The sequence below is a fragment of the Cardiobacterium hominis genome (genome assembly GCF_900637305.1).
Classification (GTDB): Bacteria; Pseudomonadota; Gammaproteobacteria; order Cardiobacteriales; family Cardiobacteriaceae; genus Cardiobacterium; species Cardiobacterium hominis.
Genome location: NZ_LR134365.1, coordinates 1,260,407 through 1,278,581 on the forward strand (window position 1 = coordinate 1,260,407; position 18,175 = coordinate 1,278,581).

Here is an 18,175-nt window from a genome sequence, read left to right on the forward strand (position 1 = left end):
GCGATTATACGGTCAGACGGTGGCGTCCCTTGGCGCGGCGGCGCTTCAAAACCAGACGGCCGTTTTTGGTGGCCATGCGGGCGCGGAAGCCGTGGGTGCGCTTGCGGGATAGGTTGCTCGGCTGGAAGGTTCTTTTGGACATTTTTTAGCTCCTGGGGAAAATTCAAAGCGCGCAATCATACGGATAGCCCCTGAAAATGTCAATTTTGCCTACCGCGTGGCGGCGGATTCGGTTAGAGTGTGCCGCCAACCTCTACCGGAGTCATTGTCATGCGTCTTGCCCTGTTGATTTTCTTGATTGCCGCTGCTGCTCATGCCGAAGAAACGAACCCCTGGCGCAAACTTTTTCCGCCGCCGCAAGCCGACGTCATCCTGCAAACGCCGCAAGTAACCGTTGAAAAACCCAGCGAGCCGATTGTGGACGCCATTCCCGACCACATTCTGCGCAGCAACGAACGCTTCTTTACCCTCAACATCGAAAACGACAAATTTGGCAGCGGCTACGACCGTGACTACACCAACGGCCTGCGCCTCACCTGGTTCAACGTTGGCGCCGACCAGCCTTTCTATGTGGACTGGATTGACCGTCTCGTGCCAACCTTCGAGGTCAACAAGACCACCAGCAGCTACTTCTCCTTCGGCCACAACCTCTACACGCCGAGCGACATTGACCGCGCCACCTTGGACACGCGCGACCGCCCCTATGCCGCCTTTGTTTACGGCTCGGCCGGGGTCAGCACCATCACCGACCGCCACATGGACGACACCGAACTCACCCTTGGCTGGATTGGCCCGTCGGCGCAGGGCGAATTCATCCAGGATAAATTTCACCGCCTCATTCACGCCGACTACCAACCGCACGGCTGGAAACACCAACTGCGCGACGAACCCGCCGTCATGCTCTCCTGGGAGCGCTCGTGGCCGGCCTACTACACCGCCGACATCGGCAAAAAACTGCACGCCCGCTTCGCGCCGCACGCCGGACTGACCCTTGGCAACGTCTACACCTACGCCAACGCGGGCTTCATCATCGACCTCACCCCTGCCAACCTGCGCTGGCAAACCCAGCCGGTGCGCGTCCGCCCGGCCATACCCGGCAGCGGCTACTTCGAATACACCGACGGCCACGGCTGGATGGCCTTCCTCGGCTACGACGCCCGCCTGATGGCGCGCAACATCTTCCTCGACGGCAACACCTGGAAAGACAGCCACCGCGTGGACAAACGCCCCTTCGTACACGACATCGCCCTCGGCGCTGCCTACAACCACAAAAACTTCCGCATCAGCTACACCGTCAACTGGCGCAGTCGCGAATTCGAAGGCCCGCTGGCAAACAGCTCCAGCTTCGGCGCGGTGGGCATCAGTTACCGCTTCTGAAAAATTACATACACCACGAGCGCTCAAGCGTATGTATAACGACACCGCGACGCCATAAAACACCATGCGCCCCCTCTTGCCCCTCCTCATACTTGCCGCCATTCCCGTCCACGCCGCCGTTTACCGGGGCGACGTGGGCGGCCGCAGCCTCATCGCCAGCGACGACGCGCGCGCCTATTTCTACGAAGACGAGCGCCTGCCGCAGCCGCTCGCCCCGTCGCCCGACTGCGCGAATGGCGCGACCTGCTATCGCAGCGCAGCGGGCGACATCCTCCGCCTGCACAACAATAGCGCCTGGTGGAACGACAGCCCGCTCACGCCGTTCATCGCATCACCAACCGAAGCGGACAACCGCCTCTACACCGCCGAACTGCCCTTTGCCGCCGCGCTGCTTGCCGACATCACCTTCACCCAAACCACGATCCAGCGCGAACAGGACAAAACCCTGCAATGGTACCGTGAGCCGCAAAGCGGCCTCGAACACTACCTCATGGCCGACGGCTACCCCGCCGCGCAACGGGAGGCACTCAACCAATACCTGCGCGCGCAGGCGCTCAACACCCTCGCCGCGCGCCGGGAATGCCTCGCCGCCCTGCCTGCCGACAAACGCGCCGCACTGCAATACCGCACGACCATCACCCCGACCTTGACAAACGACCGCTACCTCAGCCAGCACATACACGAAGAAAACAACTGCGGCACGCCCTACAGCGGCGACTACGGCATCACCTACAGCATCGCCGCCGGACGCGGCCTCGAACTGGAAGACCTGCTCTGGCTGGGCGACACCCCGCCGCACCCGCTCGCTGACGACAACCCCGCCGACCAGGCAGAACGCGAACGGCGTGCGCAGTGGCTGCTTGCCACCCTGCAAACCGTCGCGCCGCAGACGATGCAGGACTACCCCTACCAGCTGCATCACTACCTCTATCCCTACTTCTACCTGACGCCGCAGGGCGTGTACATCGGCCCGCTCCTGCCTGCCCGCGCCGCCGCGCACGCGCATCCTGCCGCGACGGTCATCCCTTACGGGGAGATAAAAAAACATCCCGGAATCCTTGGCGAAAAAACCTTGCCGTAAATTCATCGCGCGTTTACCCGTTCACCCCAATTTTCATCAAACCGCCGGATGGCACCAATCGAATAGGGGCGCGTGTCAGCGGTGAAAAACGGCGTTTTAAAACCTTGCGCATCATTTCCCGAAAGTACGTCGAAACACAACATATAGTGCTATTGTGGTGAAAAAGACACAAGAACTAGAAAATTCAGCTTAGCCAATAAGAAACGAAAAAGGGGGTGAAGCCCCCCTTGTCGCACCCAAAAATCGTCCTAAAATGCGCCGAAAAATGCCCGCGCCCGCGCGCGGGATTTTTCATGACTCACCGAACGGAACGCCCGCCATGACCCGCAACCTCTTTGAACGCCGCATCCAAATCAAGCCCTACGAATACCCGGAACTGCTCGAATTCAAGGACGCCATCCGCCATTCCTACTGGCTGCACACCGAATTTAACTTCACCGGCGACATCCAGGACTACAAAACCGTCATCACCCCGCGCGAGCGCACCGCGCTCACCCGCGCCATGCTCGCCATCTCGCAAGTAGAAGTCAGCGTCAAACGCTTCTGGGGCGACCTTTACCGCTACTTCCCCAAGCCGGAAATTGACGACGTCGGCGGCACCTTTGCCGAAAGCGAAATCCGCCACAAAGACGCCTACTCCTTCCTCCTGGAAAAACTGGGCATGAACGAAATGTTCAGCCAAATCACCGAATACCCGGCGCTGATGCGGCGCATCGAATACATGGAAGACTTCATGCGCGACAAAGACATTGGTCGCGAGCGCTTCGTGCTGTCGCTCGTGATGTTCTCGCTCTTTGTCGAGCACATCTCGCTCTTTGGCCAGTTCCTCATCATCATGTCGTTTAACAAACACCGCAACCTGTTCAAAGGCATCTCGAACGCGGTGGAGGCGACTTCGAAAGAAGAAGAAATCCACGGCCGCTTCGGCATCGCCCTCTACGGCATCATCCGCGACGAACACCCGCGCCTCTTCACCCCCGACTTCTACGACGAACTGCAACAACTCGCCAACCACGCACTCGAAGCCGAACGCGGCATCCTGCGCTGGATCTTTGAAGACGGCGACCTCGACTTCATCACCCTCGACACCGTCGAAAACTACATCACCAACCGCTACAACAACTCGCTGGAAATCCTCGGCATCAACGCACCCTACCTCGTGGATACAAAAAAACTGCGCGAAACCGAGTGGTTTGACATCGAAATCCTCTCCGGCAAAGAAGGCGACTTCTTCTACAAACGCAGCACCGACTACAGCAAAAAAATCAAACAAATTACGGCGGATGACCTCTTCTAAAACCATTCCCGGCAAATACCTTATGCGCGACGAATAACCGCTTGCCCAAGCCCAAGGAAAACCATGGAAAAAACCTACCACGGCAGTTGCCATTGCCAACGAGTACGCTACCAAGCGGACATCGACCTCAGCAAAGGCAGCATCCGCTGTAACTGCCGCTACTGCATGAAAACCCGCAACTGGAACAGCCGTATCCAGCCGGACAAATTCCGCCTGCTCGCGGGAGAAGCATCATGCAGCGACTACCAACAGCGCCCCGACGGCGTGCACAACATCTTTTGCAAACACTGCGGCACCCACCTCTATTACTACGGCGACATCGCGGAAATGGGCGGCGCTTTCCTCGCGGTGCGCCTCAACACCCTGGACGATGCCAGCACAGACGAACTGATGAGCGGCACCATCACCTGCTGCGATGGCCTGCACAACAACTGGTGGCAAGCCCCAGCAGACATCCGCGCCCTATAGAAAAGCCCGCTACCGACCCAACTCATTTACATACACCTTGAGCGCTCAGGTGTATGTATAACGACCAAACTGCCCCCTCCCCTGCAGGGCGAAGCCCGCAGCGGGGGAGGGTCGGGGAGGGGGTGTGAAAAATCGCGTAGCAGCGGAAATCACTTATTCAGCGTATTTGCGTAGCGAACTGAAACGAGCTAAACCGCTGATATGCTCCCTCCCCCTGTGGGGGAGGGCCGGGGTGGGGGCAGCAAACCACCCGCAGCGCGACAAAACCCAAACAACCCAACCCGTTTACATACACACTTCCCGCTACCCCGTATGTAAAACCGCAAACAGCACCCGGCACCCGGAACGCCGTCCACCCAAAAACATGCAAGGAACCAACCCATGACCCACACCGCACAAACCCGCCCCGACTTCGCCTGGCTCACCGAAGACAGCCGCCTCTTCCTCCAGCGCGGCTACCTCCTGGACGGCACCACGCCAGAAGCGCGCATCCGTGCCATCGCCGAACACGCCGGCAACATCCTGCAAGACGACACCTTCGCCGAACGCTTCCATCACTACATGGCACGCGGCTACTACTCCCTCTCCTCGCCCATCTGGTCAAACTTCGGCCTCTCGCGCGGCCTGCCCATCTCCTGCTTCGGCAGCTACATCGGCGACTCCATCTACGACATCATGCGCACCACCGCTGAAGTCGGCATGATGAGCAAAATCGGCGGCGGCACCAGCGCCTACTTCGGTGCCATCCGCCCGCGCGGCAGCGACATCAGCAACAACGGCAAATCCGACGGCAGCTTCAACTTCAGCAAACTGTTTGACACCATCATCGACGTCATCTCACAAGGCACCTCGCGCAAAGGCCAATTCGCGGGCTACATTGACATCGACCACGGCGACATTGACGAATGGCTGGACATCCACACCGAAGGCAACCCCATCCAGCTCATGTACTACGGCGTCTGCATCAGCAACGCCTGGCTTGAAAGCATGAAAGCAGGCGACCCCGAAAAACGCCGCGTCTGGGCAAAAGTCCTACAACGCAAAGCCGAAACCGGCATCCCCTACCTCTTCTTCAAAGACAACGCCAACGCTGGCCGCCCGGACGTGTACAAAGACCGCAACATGACCGTGTACGCCTCCAACCTCTGCACCGAAATCATGCTGCCGGCGAGCGACGAAGAAAGCTTCGTCTGCTGCCTCTCCTCCATGAACCTGCTCTACTTCGATGAATGGAAACACACCGACGCGCCCGAACTCCTCACCCAATTCTTGGACGCCGTCATGAGCGAATTCATCGAAAAAAGCGCAGAAATCCCCTTCCTTGACCGCGCGCACCGCTTCGCCAAACGCCACCGCGCGCTCGGCCTCGGCGTACTCGGCTGGCACAGCTATTTACAGGCAAACCGCATCGCCTTCGACAGCTTTGCCGCCATGCAAAAAAACAACGAAATCTTCCAGCTATTGCAAGAAAAAACGCTGGCTGCCTCCAAAGCGCTCGCGGCAAAATTTGGCGAACCCGAACTGCTTAAAGGCTACGGCCGCCGCAACACCACCCTGCTTAGCATCGCGCCGACCAAATCCAGCAGCTTCATCCTGGGCAGCGTCTCGCCGTCGGTCGAACCCTTCAAATCCAATTACCACGTCAAAGACCTCGCCAAAATCAAAACCACCTACAAAAACCCGTTCCTGGTAGAACTGCTCAAAGAAAAAGGCATCGACAACGAAAAAACCTGGGAAAGCATCTTGCTAAACGACGGCTCCGTACAGCACCTCGCTGCCCTCAATGACGAAGAAAAAGAAATCTTCAAAACATTCGCCGAAATCAGCCAACTCGCCGTCATCCAACAAGCTGCACAACGGCAAAAATACATCGACCAGGGACAAAGCATCAACGTCATGATTCACCCCGACACCCCGACCCGCGACATTAACCAACTCTACCTCACCGCCGCCGAACTCGGCCTCAAATCCATCTACTACCAGCACAGCATGAGCGCGGCACAGCGGTTTAACCGAAACCTGTTGAATTGCAGCAGTTGTGAGGGGTGATTAGACAATAGAGGTTAGTATGGAAATGATAAAAAATGTATCTGATTACATGAAGATAATTGGAAAACTATATCCTAAAGACAAGAGCGTTCAGGTATTTTTTAGGGGGCAAAAATCTTCCAATTGGGATGTAAGCTCCGCTATATATAGACTTATAAAAAATAATAATATTACCGGAACTAATAGAAGAGGATTTGCTAGATCACTCTTCTTGGATTTTGAACAAAAAGCTTCACTTTATTCTGAAGTAAGCTTCTTGAAAAACCATGATTTAACACCTTTAGATTTAATGTTTGTAGCTCAACATTATGGGGTGGCGACTAGGTTAATTGATTGGACAATAAATCCTCTAGTTTCTTTATATTTTGCTGTTGAGAGTTCAGAAGAAAATGAATTTTCTGCTGTATATATGATTTATCATACAGGTGTTCACCCTATATTTTCATTATCTAGCCAAGAGTTCTATCAAACTATCCTTATTGAATCAGATATGTGGTTGGAATTACTTCATGATTCTTATAAATACATTGACTCTGGTGAAAAATTTTATATAAAAGACTTGTTTCATATACGCTCTCTTGTTAATAAAAAATATAGAGGAAATATTGGGAAGAGAGATTCGGTTTTTTCTAATTTATTTTCTTTACACCCAAATTGTATTAACATATATGATGTAATTAACAATGCCATTGATAACAAAGAAGAAAAATTTGGAGTAAAAGAATATTTTAATATATTTGAAAATATTATAGAAAATATCCACTGCCATCTTAGTGATATAAATATTTATTCAATTGAGCGTCAATTTGGCAATACCAAATATTGGGGCGATTCTGTTATTATGATAGAACCATTACCATTTAATCAAAGAATAAGGAATCAACAAGGCTATTTTATGTTCTCTAAAACTATTGATGATATTGTATATGATGACCATGTCATAGGAAAATCAAATATAATAATAAACCCTAATTTTAATAAGTTTGATGAGTTTTCAGGGAGATTTAAAATATTAATACCTGAAAAAAATAAAAATAATATACGTAAAGAATTATCTATGTATGGAATTACGAGGGATTTTATATACCCAGAATTATCCTCTTATGCAAAATCCATGCAGCAAAAGACTATAGAGTATTATGTAAAAAATAATAGATAACTCAAGTTTGTAGGTTGGGTTGGCGAGGTACGAGCGTAACCCAATAAACCGAATTGCGAACCTGTTCCGTTTTTGGGTTACGCGCTGCGCGCTAACCCAACCTGCAAAGATTCACGGCTGAATGGTAAACAGCGCCTAAATCGGCAAATCCCGTCGCACGCCGCGATGCGGATGGCTGTCATGGTAATCCCAAAAAGCGGCGAGAGATTCCGCCATTGTCTTTGCTTGCATCACCGCATCGCGGTACATAATGTTTCTGGCAATCACAGGTAACTGAAAAAGCCAAATAAAAACGGGATTTGTGTATTTTGTCATGCGGTTTCAGTTCTTGCGGAAGCGGGCGCTGTTTTTGGCGACGTCAATCATCATCTGTAAGGCGATAGTAAAGCTGTTTTCGTCCAGCCCGAATTTGGGGTGATGATGCGGGTAGTCGTTGCCGTTGCTGCCAGAGCCGATAAAGATGTAGGTGGCCGGAGCGCAGCGGGCAAAGGCGCTGAAGTCTTCGCCACCCAGCATCGCCGGCAGGCTGACCACGCGGTCCCCATGTCGTGCTCGAGCGATTTCGCGCACGATGGCAGTTTTTTCCGGGTCGTTCCAGGTGACGCTGTAGCCTGTCTGGTAATTGAGGGCGTAGCGTGCGCCTGCCGCACAGTGTGCACGGCATCGTCGCTGACTTGCAGCAATACGCCCTGCCGCTGTGCGACCTGTTTACCGACAAAGCCGCTACCGTCGCCTACCTGCGCCAGCACGGCAGTGCCTTGAACCCCTGGCTGGACAACAAAAACCTGCACAGCGGCCTCTTTTATTACGCCTTCTGCTGCGGCGGCAGCGAGGCGGCGCGCGATTTCCTCAGCCACCATATCCGCACCTGCGGCTATCGCAGACGCTATGCCGACCTTTACACCGCCTTAGCCAGCGGCCAGACGGATGCCAGCAAAAACAGCGACTTTATCGGCGCGGATGAACTGCGTTTTGCCTATGCGCAAGGCATCCGCTTCGATTTCTAACCGACGCCAAGCAGGGCTAAAATCCGCACCAAGCGAATACCTACCGGAGAACCCCATGCTCATCAACATTTACCGCTTCAAAATATCGCTCATCGAATACCACGCTGTGCCGGCCAACAAACTACACCGCATCCTCGACATCACCGGCAATGCCACCTTCGAAGACCTGCACGACCTCATCTTCACCGCCTTCGACCGCTACGATCCGCACCTCTACCAATTCATCCTCACCCACGAAGAAGCAAAAAGCGACCACGCCTTATACGATTGCAAAGAGCGGGTTCTTGACCCGTACAGCATGGAAGATGCCGACATGATGATGGATGAAGGCGATATCGCCCACAACGCCGCGATCTTCACCCTCGACGACGCGAAGCTGCAAGAAAAAGATTTCATCTACTACCGCTTCGACTTTGGTGACGACTGGATGCACCGCTTGTGCCTGGAAAAAATCTATCCGCTGGAAGCGGCAGCCATTGGCGACGAACCCTATGCCGTCATCGTGAAAAAAGTCGGCGAATCCCCCGCGCAATATGAAGACGAAGATGACGAGGAAGACGAGACATAAAGCGACACGCCTCGCCACGGCGGGGCTTCTTCTTTTGTCGCCTGCATTCCGTTCGGGCGCAAGCGCAGGCATCGCATCAAGCAAGACAACCGCATACGTTCCCAACTGCCTGTACAATATGCTGCCCATTCACACCCACCCTCCCCTATGTCGCAACACTCTTCCATGATGCAGCGCATCGTTAAATTCTGGCTGCCGCTCGCCGTCGTCTCTCTCGGCATCGCTTGGTTCTCACAGTGGCACTATGACCCCGAAAAAGAAGCGAAAGCGGGGCTGGAGCGCCTCAACCACTGGCGGGCGCAGGCAGGAATACAGGAATTGCGCCCCAATCCCGCGTTGACCCAAGCGGCGCAGAATCACGCCGCCTATCTCGGCAAGGACGCGCACGGCCACAAGGAAAACAACCGCCGCAACCCGCACTACACCGGCGCCGACCCGCAGGCGCGCGCCACCGCCGCCGGTTATCCCGCCCCGGTGGTGGAAAATCTCACCGCCGGCAACTTCGCACGCAGCGGCATCCGCAGCACCGACGGCCTGATGACCGCCCTTTATCACCGCCTCGCCCTGCTCGACCCCGATCACGACGAAGCGGGCGTCGCCTGGGTCCGCAGCCGCCACGCCACCTTCGTCATCGTGCAGGGCAGCAGCCGCAAACGTGAGTTGTGCGCGCAGGCGGGCAGTCAAGCGAGCAAACGCTACGTCCTCACCATGGAATGCAACGGCCAGACGGTGAAAATCCCGCTCGATGCCGCACCGCGCCGCTACATCGGCGCAGTCAAATACCCCGCCGGTGGCAACATCGAACCCGCCTATGACGGCAAGGAAATCCCCAACCCCATGCCCAGCACCAAAGCCGTCGGCAATCCGGTCAGCATTGCCTTTTATGGCACGACAGCCCCCGTGGAAATGCGCGCTTTCACCCTGCGTTCCGACAAAGGCGAAATCCGCAACCCGACCATCCTCACCGCCGCGAACGACCGCCACCACCTGATGCAGGCGAACGAATTTGCCCTGTTCGCCCCCGCCCCGCTTGATTACGACACCGAATACACCGCCGAATTTCACTACACCCAGGGCGGCAAGGAACAAACGGAACGCTGGACTTTCCGCACCCGCAAACGCAGAACCCTGGAGTGGTAATGATGCTATCTGCCGAACCAGAGATCCTGCCCTACCGGGCACAAGATAAAAATGCCGTGTTGGCACTTTCCTTAGAACGTGTTCATTGTCTCAGCCTCTGCTGTAAACTATCGGCATGAACAGAAAAACCTACCCAAGCGATATCAGTCGCGAGCAATTTGCGCCTCTCCTTCCCCTGCTGGAAAGTGCCCGTAAACGCACAGCGCCACGCCAGGTGGACTTGTACGATGTCTCGTGCCATTCTCTATCTGCAGCGTACCGGCTGCTCCTGGCGCGCTTTGCCGGGCGATTTCCCCAAATGGCGCACCGTGCATTCCTACTTCCAGAGATGGACCGAACCACGCGAAAACGGCATCAGCATCCTTGAGGAAGCATTAAAAAAATCAGGTAGTTGCGGAGCGCCGCAAGCAGGGGCGCCATGAAGCAACCACTTTCCTGATTATTGATGCGCAGAGTGTGAAGAACACGGATACCGCCATGGAAAAAGGCTACGATGCGGGCAAGAAAGTGAGCGGTATCAAGCGGCATATAGCGGTTGACACGCAGGGTTTGCCGCATGCCCTTGCGGTAACGACGGCGGATATTACGGATAGAAAAGGCTGTCTGCTGGCATTAAAACGCGAGCTGGATAGTCTTGGTGCGATACAAAAAATCCTTGCTGACGGTGGTTACACGGGTAAGGCATTTGCTTCGTCGGTACAAGCGTTGATTGGTGCGGAGGTAGAGATTGCCAAACGAAACGAATTGCACCGTTTTGCAGTATTGCCGAAGCGATGGGTAGTAGAGCGCAGTTTTTCCTGGTTGGAAAAGAACAGGCGGCTTTGGAAAAACTGCGAGCGTAAGTTGAGTACCAGTCTGCAAATGGTCGTTTTGGCTTTCTTGGGAGTCCTGCTACGAAGACTATGAACACGCTCTAAGTAGATTGACGGCGATAATGGTCTCACCGGTAGCGGGATTGACAGCACTCACCCCGGTAAGCGCTGCCAGCCATGAAGCGATCAAGATGACCACGCAAAGAATGATGAAGATGAAAACAGGGTCGGGCAGTTTGTTACCGGCCGTTTCTATGGCATCGAGAAAACGGTTGAAGCGGGAACGGTTGCCCGGCGGGGCAGCAGGAACAGGCTTGGACATGGCGATTTCTCCATTTTTGTAGGGCAGGCCAGTCTAGCGCAGGCTTTTCTGCGGATGCAGCGGGGTTTGTCGCCGATTCGCTGCTTAATGCCGCCGCACCCGCATCGCTTCTTTTATTTCGACAGACACCGCGCCGCTGTAGCCGTCGCTGTCGATGATGGTGGCGAGGGCGTTCACCGCCGGGTGGCGCAGGAGCAGGTCAAGCACCGCCTGTTTCAGCGGGGCGCGGTCGTAATGCGGGCTGTTGCGTCCTTTGCCGTGCACGATCACCCAGCATTCGGCGCGGCGGTTTTTGCGTTCGTCCAGCATGTCGCCGAGGTAGCGCAGCGCTTCGTCCACGAAGAAACCGTGCAGGTCGATTTCGCGCGCAACCGGCAGGCGCCCGGCGCAGAGGGCATGAAAGCGCGCCTCGGGGATGGCGGCGAGGTTGTGCCGCGCTTCTTGCGGGGCGGTGGCGTGTCGAATACGTTGCGCTTCAATGCGGCGGCGCTGTAAAATTTTCGCCTGTTTGCCGAAGTCTTCGGCTTGCGGCGGGGTTTTCAGGGGCGTGACGATGCCGACGAGGTCGGCAAAGCGTTCTTTTTCCGTCATGGGGGCTTCGTGAGGCAGGAGTCGTTTTATCATACATAACTCTGCGGCGCTTTTTAGTAAGGATGAATCATGAAAATCGGTATTCACGGGATTAATGGCAAGATGGGGCTGGCGATTGCGCACGAGATTATGGCGCATCCGGATCTGGAACTGGGCGCGGCTTCGGTGCGCAATGGCCATGAGTGGGCGGGCAAGCGCCTGTGCGATGTGGCGCCCGATTTGCCCGACTGCACGGTGCGCATTACCAGCAATCTGGATCAGTTTTGCGCGGCGGTGGATGTGGTCGTGGATTTCACCCGCCCGGACGCGACGCTTGCCATTCTGCCGGTCTGCCAGAAGCTGAAGAAGCCGCTGATGATTGGCACGACGGGCTTCAACCAGGACGCGACCGCCTGGATTCACCGCGCGGCGCAGCATATTCCGCTGGTGCTGGCGGCTAATACGAGTCTCGGTGTGAATATTTTGTTTGAGGTCAGCCGCCGCGTCGCTGAAGTTCTGGATTTTCAGCATTGGGATGTGGATATTCTGGAAGCGCATCACCGCAACAAGGTGGATGCGCCTTCCGGCACGGCATTGCGTCTCGGCGAGATGATTGCCGCCGCGCAGGACAGCGATTTTGACGAGCGCAAGCGCTATCCTTATGTCAATCGCCGCAAGACGGGCGATATTGGTTTTTCTGTGGTGCGCGCCGGTGATGTCATTGGCGAACATACGGTTTTCTTTACGGCGGATGATGAGCGGCTGGAGTTTACCCACCGCGCCAGCAACCGCCGTATTTTTGCGCGCGGTGCATTGACGGCGGCAAGCTGGCTGGGCGATCGTCCGGCGGGGTTGTACAGCATGGCTGATGTACTGGGCTTCACTTCGTAAGCGGGGACGTGTTATGAAATTTTTGAATTATTTGATCGTTATCATCCTTTGCATCGCCTTTGCGGTGATTGGCCTTTTCAACAACGGCGCGGTAACGCTCGATTATATTTGGGACAAGCAGACGTTACCGCTGGTGGTGGTGATGCTCATCTGTTTCCTGTTTGGCGCGCTGATGATGCTGGTTTTGTTTGGCGCGCAGACGTTCTTCTGGCGGCAACGCGCCCGTGCGCTGGAGCATCTGATGGCGCGGGAACGCAAAGAAGCGGAGATGGCAGCGATTCAGGCAGAATTCCACGCTGACCGGGAAACCGCCGCCTGATGGCTGACTGGCTCATCATCCTGCTGTTGCCGCTTGCCGCCTGGTCGGGCTGGTGGCTGGCAATGCGCAAGGAAGCACGCGATTTGCGTGCGGACAAGACCCGCGCCGCGTATTTCGAGGGCGTGGGCTTTTTACTGAATGACCAGACCGACCGCGCGGTGGACGTCTTCATCCACATGGCCGATCTGGATCAGCAAATGCTGGAAAACCAGCTTACCCTCGGCAGTCTCTTTCGCAAACGCGGCGAACTGGATCGCGCCCTGCACCTGCACCAGCAGCTGCGCAACCATTCGCAGCTCTCCGAAGCGCAACAGCGCGCGGTCGATTACGAGCTGGCGGAAGATTACGCTGCCGCCGGCATGTACAGTCAGGCGCAGGCGCTGTTTGAAACGCTGCTGGCGGCACAATACCGCGCGGCGGAAGTGATGCCGGCGTTGGCGCATCTTTATGAGCGCACCAAACAATGGCAGGCGGCGCTGAAGCTGTCCGAACAATGGCAGGCGCAGGGTTACGGCGCGCGCGGCAAAGAAATCTCGCACTACTACTGCGAACTGGCGCAGCAGGCGGGCGACGATGCCAGCGTTGCCGCCTACCTGCAACAAGCGCTTGTCGCCGACCGCGACTGCGTCCGCGCCAACCGCATGCGCGGCCAGCTCTACCTGCGCCAGGGCGAATACGTCAATGCCATCCACGCGCTGCAATCCATCGGCGAACAGTCGGCAGCGCTCTTGCCGGACGTCTTGCCGGAAATCGCCGAGGCCTACCGTGCCATCGGCCGCAGCGACGAATACCGTGGCTGGCTGGAAAAAGTCGAAGCGCAGACGAAAAACCCGCGCCTGACGCTGGCACTTGCCCAGTTGCTCAATGACACCTCGCCCGATGCCGCCGCCGACCTGTTGCAAACGCGGATGGAAGAGAAGAAAACGCCGCTGCTGCTCTCCGCCTACCTCACGTACCGCACGAATTTCGCGCCGCTCGCCAATACGGCAGGCAAACTGATCGCGCCACGCACCGTGTACCAGTGCAACGAATGCGGCTTCCGCCAACAAAACCTCATTTGGCATTGCCCGGCCTGCTTCGCCTGGAGTAGCTTCCGCCCGATGCTCGAACTCAAAGTGGAAAACCGATGAAAAACAAACCGCTGCTCATCGCGCTTGATGTCAATCGCAGCGAGGACGCGCTCGTACTGGCGGCGCAACTCTCGCCCGAACTGTGCCGCATCAAAGTCGGCAAAGAACTGTACACGCGCGAGGGCAGGGCGCTGGTCGAAACCCTGCAAGGCATTGGCTACGACATCTTCCTTGACCTCAAATTTCACGACATCCCCAACACCGTCGCCTCCGCCCTGCGCGTCGCCGCCGACATGGGCGTGTGGATGGTGAACGTTCACGCCAGCGGCGGGCGCAAAATGCTCGAAGCCGCCGCCGACGCCGTCGCACATTACCGCCAGCCGCCGCTGCTGATTGCCGTCACCGTACTCACCAGCCTGAGTGAGAGCGAACTGCACGACGAGCTTGGCATTGCCGAACCGCTTGCCACGTACGTCGCGCGACTCACCGCGCTGGCCGCCGACAGCGGGCTGAACGGCGTCGTCTGCTCGGCGCACGAAGCAGGCGCGGTCAAAGCCGCGCATGGCTCCGATTTCCTTACCGTCACCCCCGGCATTCGCCCCGCAGGCGTTGCCGCCGATGACCAGACGCGCACCATGACCCCCGCCGCGGCGCTGCAAGCAGGCAGCGATTACCTCGTCATCGGCCGCCCCGTTACCCGTGCAGCAAAACCAGCCATCGCGCTGGCAGACATCATCGCATCCATCGCGCAAGGAGAATAACCATGCCCATGCCCACGCGCGGCTCAAAAACCGTTTACATCCTGCCCAACCTCTTTACCACCGCCTCGCTCTTTTGCGGCTTCTACGCCATTCTCGCCGCCATTGACGGCAGCGGGCGCTTCACCTTCGCCGCCGCCCTCATCTTTGTGGCGATGATCTTCGACGGCTGCGACGGCCGCGTCGCCCGCCTCACCCATACCGAATCCGAATTCGGCGTGCAATACGACTCGCTCGCCGACCTCATCTCCTTCGGCGTCGCCCCCGCTATCGTCATCTACCAATGGTCGCTGCACTTCGCCGCCATCGAACCGATCTACCCCGCCAAACTCGGCTGGCTCACCGCCTTCATCTACACCACCTGCACCGCGCTGCGCCTGGCGCGCTTTAACGTCCAGGTAGGCGTCACCGACAAAGCCGTCTTCGTCGGCCTGCCCAGCCCATCCGCCGCCGCCATCGTCGCCGGCTTCGTCTGGACCGGCAGCAACTACCATTGGAACGGCGCCAACCTCATCATGCTCTCCGCCGTCCTCACCTGGTTCAGCGCCCTGGCGATGGTCAGCAACTTCAAATACTACAGCTTCAAAACCTTCAAACTGCAAAGCCGCCTGCCGTTTAGCAAAGCGGCGCTGCCCGCCTGCCTCATCGGCCTCATCTTCCTCGAACCCGCGCCGGTGCTGTTCGGCCTCTTCCTCATCTACGGACTGCACGGTCCCATCTGGACGCTGTGGCGCATCGCCAAACGCCGTCAGGGACGCACCGGGTGATTGCCCTGCGGCCGCAACAGCAAACGGCGCTGGCGCTCTTGGGCTACAAACTCTGGCTGCCGCGCGCCGAACTGGCCGCGTTGCGCGCCACCCCGCCCGCGCCATCAGCAGAGCGCGAAAAAACCGCACCCGCCGCCGTCGCAAGCCTCACCGCGACAACAGCGCCCGCGACGAATGATGCGACCATCCTGCCACTGCCCGGCATCCATGCCAGCGTCCACCTCGCCCGCGACTACACCCTCCTCACCGGCGAAGCGCTGCGCAGCAACTGGCTGATGCCGCCGCTGTGGAGCGAAGCGGGGCGGCTGATGCCCTTTGCCAGCGACGACGAACGCCGCCTGCTACTCGCCCTCTTTCGCGCCACCGACAGCGCGGAAGCCTTGCGCCTCTTTACCGCCTGGTTTGACCTTGCCCGCGCGGCGCCATTACCCGTCCCCGCCGCCAACCCCGCCCTGCCTGCCGACCTGGACGCCAAACCGCTCATTACCTGCGGCGAAGCCTTGCAAACCGCGGGCAGCGCGTTTGGCAAGACAACCTTAAAAGTTTATAATTTTTTACATCCTTACACCGTCCTCAGCGACATGACACAAAAAAACACGCTGTGGCGACAATGGGAAGAAATCAAAAGGAGCCTGTTTTGAAAAAAAGCCCCGTGCTGCTCACCCTCATCTGCGGCGTTGGCGCTGCCTTTGGCGCGCAAAAAGCCTGGATCAGCGACGAACTGCGCACCGCCGTGTACGACAAACCGGCGAGCGATGCCAAATTCCTCGGCACCCTGCGCTCCGGCGAAGCCGTCGAAATGCTTGACCGCAACGGCGACTACATCCACGTCAAAACTGGCGAACTCAACGGCTGGGTCTCGGCGCGCAGCATCATGGAAACGCCGAGCGTGCACAGTCGTTTCGCCGAACAACAACAACAACTCCAACAACTGCAAGGCGAAGCACAAAACCTGCAAAACACCACCAACGACCAAAACCAGTCGCTGGATGCGCTGAAAGCTCGTCTTGAAGCCCTGCAAGCCGCCGAACAAAAAGCGCGCGACGAACTCGTCGCCCTGCAACGCGCCTCCGGCAACGCCATCGCCATCGACCAGCGCAACCGCGAACTCCAGGCGGCAGTCGTCAACCTCGAACAAGAAAACCTGAGCCTGAAACACCGCAACACCCGCCTCGAAGAAAACCTGAACCAAAAACAGCTCTACATCGGTGGGTTTCTCGTCTTTGCAGGATTCGTCCTGCATTGGCTCTCCGGCCTGTTCCGCCTCGGCCAGCGCCGCCGCAGCAGCTTTGACGACCTCTGAGTCGTCGCATCAATGAACCGTCAAAAACCACAGGAAAACACCATGTCAAAAGTCTTCGATTTCGTAAAACCCGGCGTCATCACCGGGGATGACGTACAAAAAGTCTTTGCCGTCGCCAAAGAAAAAGGCTTCGCCATCCCGGCGGTAAACTGCGTCGGCAGCGACTCCATCAACGCGGCGCTGGAAACCGCCGTCCGCGTCAAAGCGCCCATCATCATCCAGTTCTCCAACGGCGGCGCCCAATTCCTCGCCGGCAAAGGCATCAAACCGGCGAGCGGTGCGCGGGCGGACGTCCTCGGCGCCATCGTCGGCGCCAAACAAGTGCACACCCTTGCCGCCGAATATGGCATTCCGGTGATTTTGCACACGGACCACTGCGCCAAGAAGCTGCTGCCCTGGATTGACGGCCTGCTGGACGCCGGCGAGCAATTCTTTAAGGAAACCGGCAAGCCGCTGTTCTCCTCGCACATGATTGACCTGTCCGAAGAGCCCATCGCGGAAAACATGGCCATCTGCCGCAAGTACCTGGAGCGCATGGACAAAATGGGCATGACCCTGGAAATTGAAATCGGCATCACCGGCGGCGAAGAGGACGGGGTGGACAACTCCGACGTGCACGAGTCCAAGCTCTACAGCCAGCCGGAGGACGTGCTTTACGTCTACGACCAGCTGAGCCCCATCAGCCACCGCTTCACCGTGGCCGCCGCCTTCGGCAACGTGCACGGCGTTTACAAACCAGGCAACGTCAAACTCAAACCGAGCATCCTTGGCAACTCACAAGAATACGTCGCCAAAGAGCGCGGACTTGCGGCCAAACCGATCAACTTCGTCTTCCACGGTGGTTCCGGCTCCAGCCGCGAAGAAATCCGCGAGGCCATCAGCCACGGCGCCATCAAGATGAACATCGACACGGACACCCAGTGGGCTTCCTGGGAAGGCATTCTCAAGTTCTACAAGGAGAACGAGGCCTACCTGCAGGGCCAGCTGGGCAACCCCACCGGCCCGGACGCGCCGAACAAAAAACACTACGACCCGCGGGTCTGGCTGCGGAAAATGGAAGAATCCATGTCTGCCCGCCTCGAAGTCGCCTTTGACGACCTCAACTGCCGCGACGTCCTCTAAACCGCCGCGCCCCCGAGAGAATGCAGCCTGCGGGCTGCATTCCTTTTTTACAAAAGCACGAATCCCCGTAGGGCGACGCTAAAAACGTCCGCTCG

Annotated in this window: 21 protein-coding genes and 2 pseudogenes; 18 read left to right on the plus strand and 5 right to left on the minus strand. The window is 57.2% G+C overall.

Annotated features, from left to right (window positions below):
- Positions 1–4: 4 nt before the first annotated feature.
- Positions 5–142: a 50S ribosomal protein L34 gene (gene rpmH, locus EL199_RS06150; RefSeq protein ID WP_004139783.1), complete on the minus strand. Its 138-nt coding sequence runs from the start codon at positions 140–142 to the stop codon at positions 5–7.
- A 128-nt stretch (positions 143–270) separates the two neighbouring features.
- Between rpmH and EL199_RS06155 the strand changes: the two genes are divergently transcribed.
- The 6 genes and pseudogenes from EL199_RS06155 to EL199_RS06180 all read left to right on the plus strand — a co-directional run bounded on the left by EL199_RS06155 (position 271) and on the right by EL199_RS06180 (position 7,431).
- The gene (locus EL199_RS06155; RefSeq protein WP_004139784.1) at positions 271–1,377 is read left to right on the plus strand and encodes a lipid A deacylase LpxR family protein; all 1,107 of its coding nucleotides are present in this window, start codon (positions 271–273) and stop codon (positions 1,375–1,377) included.
- A gap of 76 nt (positions 1,378–1,453) precedes the next feature.
- A complete protein-coding gene (locus EL199_RS06160; RefSeq protein ID WP_126316027.1) occupies positions 1,454–2,458 on the plus strand; it encodes a hypothetical protein in 1,005 nt (334 codons plus the stop codon).
- A 319-nt stretch (positions 2,459–2,777) separates the two neighbouring features.
- On the plus strand, positions 2,778–3,755 hold the full coding sequence (locus EL199_RS06165) for a ribonucleotide-diphosphate reductase subunit beta (RefSeq protein WP_004139787.1): 978 nt from the start codon (positions 2,778–2,780) through the stop codon (positions 3,753–3,755).
- A gap of 63 nt (positions 3,756–3,818) precedes the next feature.
- The gene (locus EL199_RS06170) at positions 3,819–4,223 is read left to right on the plus strand and encodes a GFA family protein (RefSeq protein WP_040354527.1); all 405 of its coding nucleotides are present in this window, start codon (positions 3,819–3,821) and stop codon (positions 4,221–4,223) included.
- A 339-nt stretch (positions 4,224–4,562) separates the two neighbouring features.
- Positions 4,563–6,272 (plus strand): annotated as a pseudogene (locus EL199_RS06175) (ribonucleoside-diphosphate reductase subunit alpha); the annotation flags it as partial.
- Positions 6,273–6,291: 19 nt separating this feature from the next.
- Positions 6,292–7,431 (plus strand): FRG domain-containing protein, encoded by a 1,140-nt coding sequence (locus tag EL199_RS06180; protein ID WP_004139792.1) that lies wholly within the window; start codon positions 6,292–6,294, stop codon positions 7,429–7,431.
- Positions 7,432–7,566: 135 nt separating this feature from the next.
- On the opposite strand, the gene EL199_RS06185 is transcribed toward EL199_RS06180, so the two are convergent.
- Positions 7,567–7,746, minus strand: a complete 180-nt coding sequence (locus EL199_RS06185; protein WP_004139794.1) for a hypothetical protein — start codon at positions 7,744–7,746, stop codon at positions 7,567–7,569.
- A 6-nt stretch (positions 7,747–7,752) separates the two neighbouring features.
- Positions 7,753–8,115 (minus strand): M20/M25/M40 family metallo-hydrolase, encoded by a 363-nt coding sequence (locus EL199_RS06190; RefSeq protein ID WP_081447796.1) that lies wholly within the window; start codon positions 8,113–8,115, stop codon positions 7,753–7,755.
- On the opposite strand from EL199_RS06190, the gene EL199_RS06195 reads away from it, so the two are divergent.
- The 4 genes and pseudogenes from EL199_RS06195 (at position 8,067) to EL199_RS06215 (ending at position 11,052) form a co-directional block, all read left to right on the plus strand.
- On the plus strand, positions 8,067–8,438 hold the full coding sequence (locus EL199_RS06195) for a hypothetical protein (RefSeq protein ID WP_040354532.1): 372 nt from the start codon (positions 8,067–8,069) through the stop codon (positions 8,436–8,438). The two genes, EL199_RS06190 and EL199_RS06195, sit on opposite strands and share 49 nt — an antisense overlap.
- Positions 8,439–8,493: 55 nt before the next feature.
- Positions 8,494–9,006 carry an IS1096 element passenger TnpR family protein gene (locus EL199_RS06200; protein ID WP_004139799.1) on the plus strand — a complete coding sequence of 171 codons (513 nt, stop codon included), beginning with the start codon at positions 8,494–8,496 and terminating at the stop codon, positions 9,004–9,006.
- A gap of 165 nt (positions 9,007–9,171) precedes the next feature.
- A complete protein-coding gene (locus EL199_RS06205) occupies positions 9,172–10,146 on the plus strand; it encodes a CAP domain-containing protein (RefSeq protein ID WP_004139800.1) in 975 nt (324 codons plus the stop codon).
- A 115-nt stretch (positions 10,147–10,261) separates the two neighbouring features.
- A pseudogene (locus EL199_RS06215) lies at positions 10,262–11,052 on the plus strand (IS5 family transposase).
- Here EL199_RS06215 and EL199_RS06220 read toward each other — a convergent pair.
- Both EL199_RS06220 and EL199_RS06225 read right to left on the minus strand, forming a co-directional pair.
- Complete coding sequence (locus tag EL199_RS06220; RefSeq protein WP_126316028.1) at positions 11,047–11,280, minus strand: AbgT family transporter; 234 nt, start codon at positions 11,278–11,280, stop codon at positions 11,047–11,049. The pseudogene EL199_RS06215 and the gene EL199_RS06220 overlap by 6 nt on opposite strands.
- Before the next feature lie 84 nt (positions 11,281–11,364).
- Positions 11,365–11,871, minus strand: a complete 507-nt coding sequence (locus tag EL199_RS06225; protein ID WP_126316029.1) for a Smr/MutS family protein — start codon at positions 11,869–11,871, stop codon at positions 11,365–11,367.
- A 69-nt stretch (positions 11,872–11,940) separates the two neighbouring features.
- Here EL199_RS06225 and dapB point away from each other — a divergent pair, with 69 nt between their 5' ends.
- From dapB to fbaA, 8 genes are read left to right on the plus strand one after another with little or no spacing between them, the layout of a single operon-like run.
- The gene (gene dapB / locus EL199_RS06230; protein WP_004139804.1) at positions 11,941–12,741 is read left to right on the plus strand and encodes a 4-hydroxy-tetrahydrodipicolinate reductase; all 801 of its coding nucleotides are present in this window, start codon (positions 11,941–11,943) and stop codon (positions 12,739–12,741) included.
- A 13-nt stretch (positions 12,742–12,754) separates the two neighbouring features.
- Positions 12,755–13,060: a lipopolysaccharide assembly protein LapA domain-containing protein gene (locus EL199_RS06235; RefSeq protein ID WP_004139806.1), complete on the plus strand. Its 306-nt coding sequence runs from the start codon at positions 12,755–12,757 to the stop codon at positions 13,058–13,060.
- A complete protein-coding gene (locus EL199_RS06240; RefSeq protein WP_004139808.1) occupies positions 13,060–14,190 on the plus strand; it encodes a lipopolysaccharide assembly protein LapB in 1,131 nt (376 codons plus the stop codon). Before EL199_RS06235 ends, EL199_RS06240 begins: the two co-directional genes overlap by 1 nt.
- The gene (gene pyrF / locus EL199_RS06245; RefSeq protein WP_004139809.1) at positions 14,187–14,891 is read left to right on the plus strand and encodes an orotidine-5'-phosphate decarboxylase; all 705 of its coding nucleotides are present in this window, start codon (positions 14,187–14,189) and stop codon (positions 14,889–14,891) included. The genes EL199_RS06240 and pyrF overlap by 4 nt, the downstream gene beginning before the upstream one ends.
- 2 nt (positions 14,892–14,893) lie before the next feature.
- A complete protein-coding gene (gene pssA / locus EL199_RS06250; protein WP_004139811.1) occupies positions 14,894–15,655 on the plus strand; it encodes a CDP-diacylglycerol--serine O-phosphatidyltransferase in 762 nt (253 codons plus the stop codon).
- Positions 15,652–16,296 (plus strand): hypothetical protein, encoded by a 645-nt coding sequence (locus EL199_RS06255; RefSeq protein ID WP_004139812.1) that lies wholly within the window; start codon positions 15,652–15,654, stop codon positions 16,294–16,296. The genes pssA and EL199_RS06255 overlap by 4 nt, the downstream gene beginning before the upstream one ends.
- Positions 16,293–16,958, plus strand: a complete 666-nt coding sequence (locus EL199_RS06260) for a TIGR04211 family SH3 domain-containing protein (RefSeq protein ID WP_004139813.1) — start codon at positions 16,293–16,295, stop codon at positions 16,956–16,958. The genes EL199_RS06255 and EL199_RS06260 overlap by 4 nt, the downstream gene beginning before the upstream one ends.
- A 42-nt stretch (positions 16,959–17,000) precedes the next feature.
- Positions 17,001–18,080, plus strand: coding sequence for a class II fructose-bisphosphate aldolase (gene fbaA / locus EL199_RS06265; RefSeq protein ID WP_040354536.1), 1,080 nt, complete (start codon positions 17,001–17,003; stop codon positions 18,078–18,080).
- The last annotated feature ends 95 nt before the right edge of the window (positions 18,081–18,175 follow it).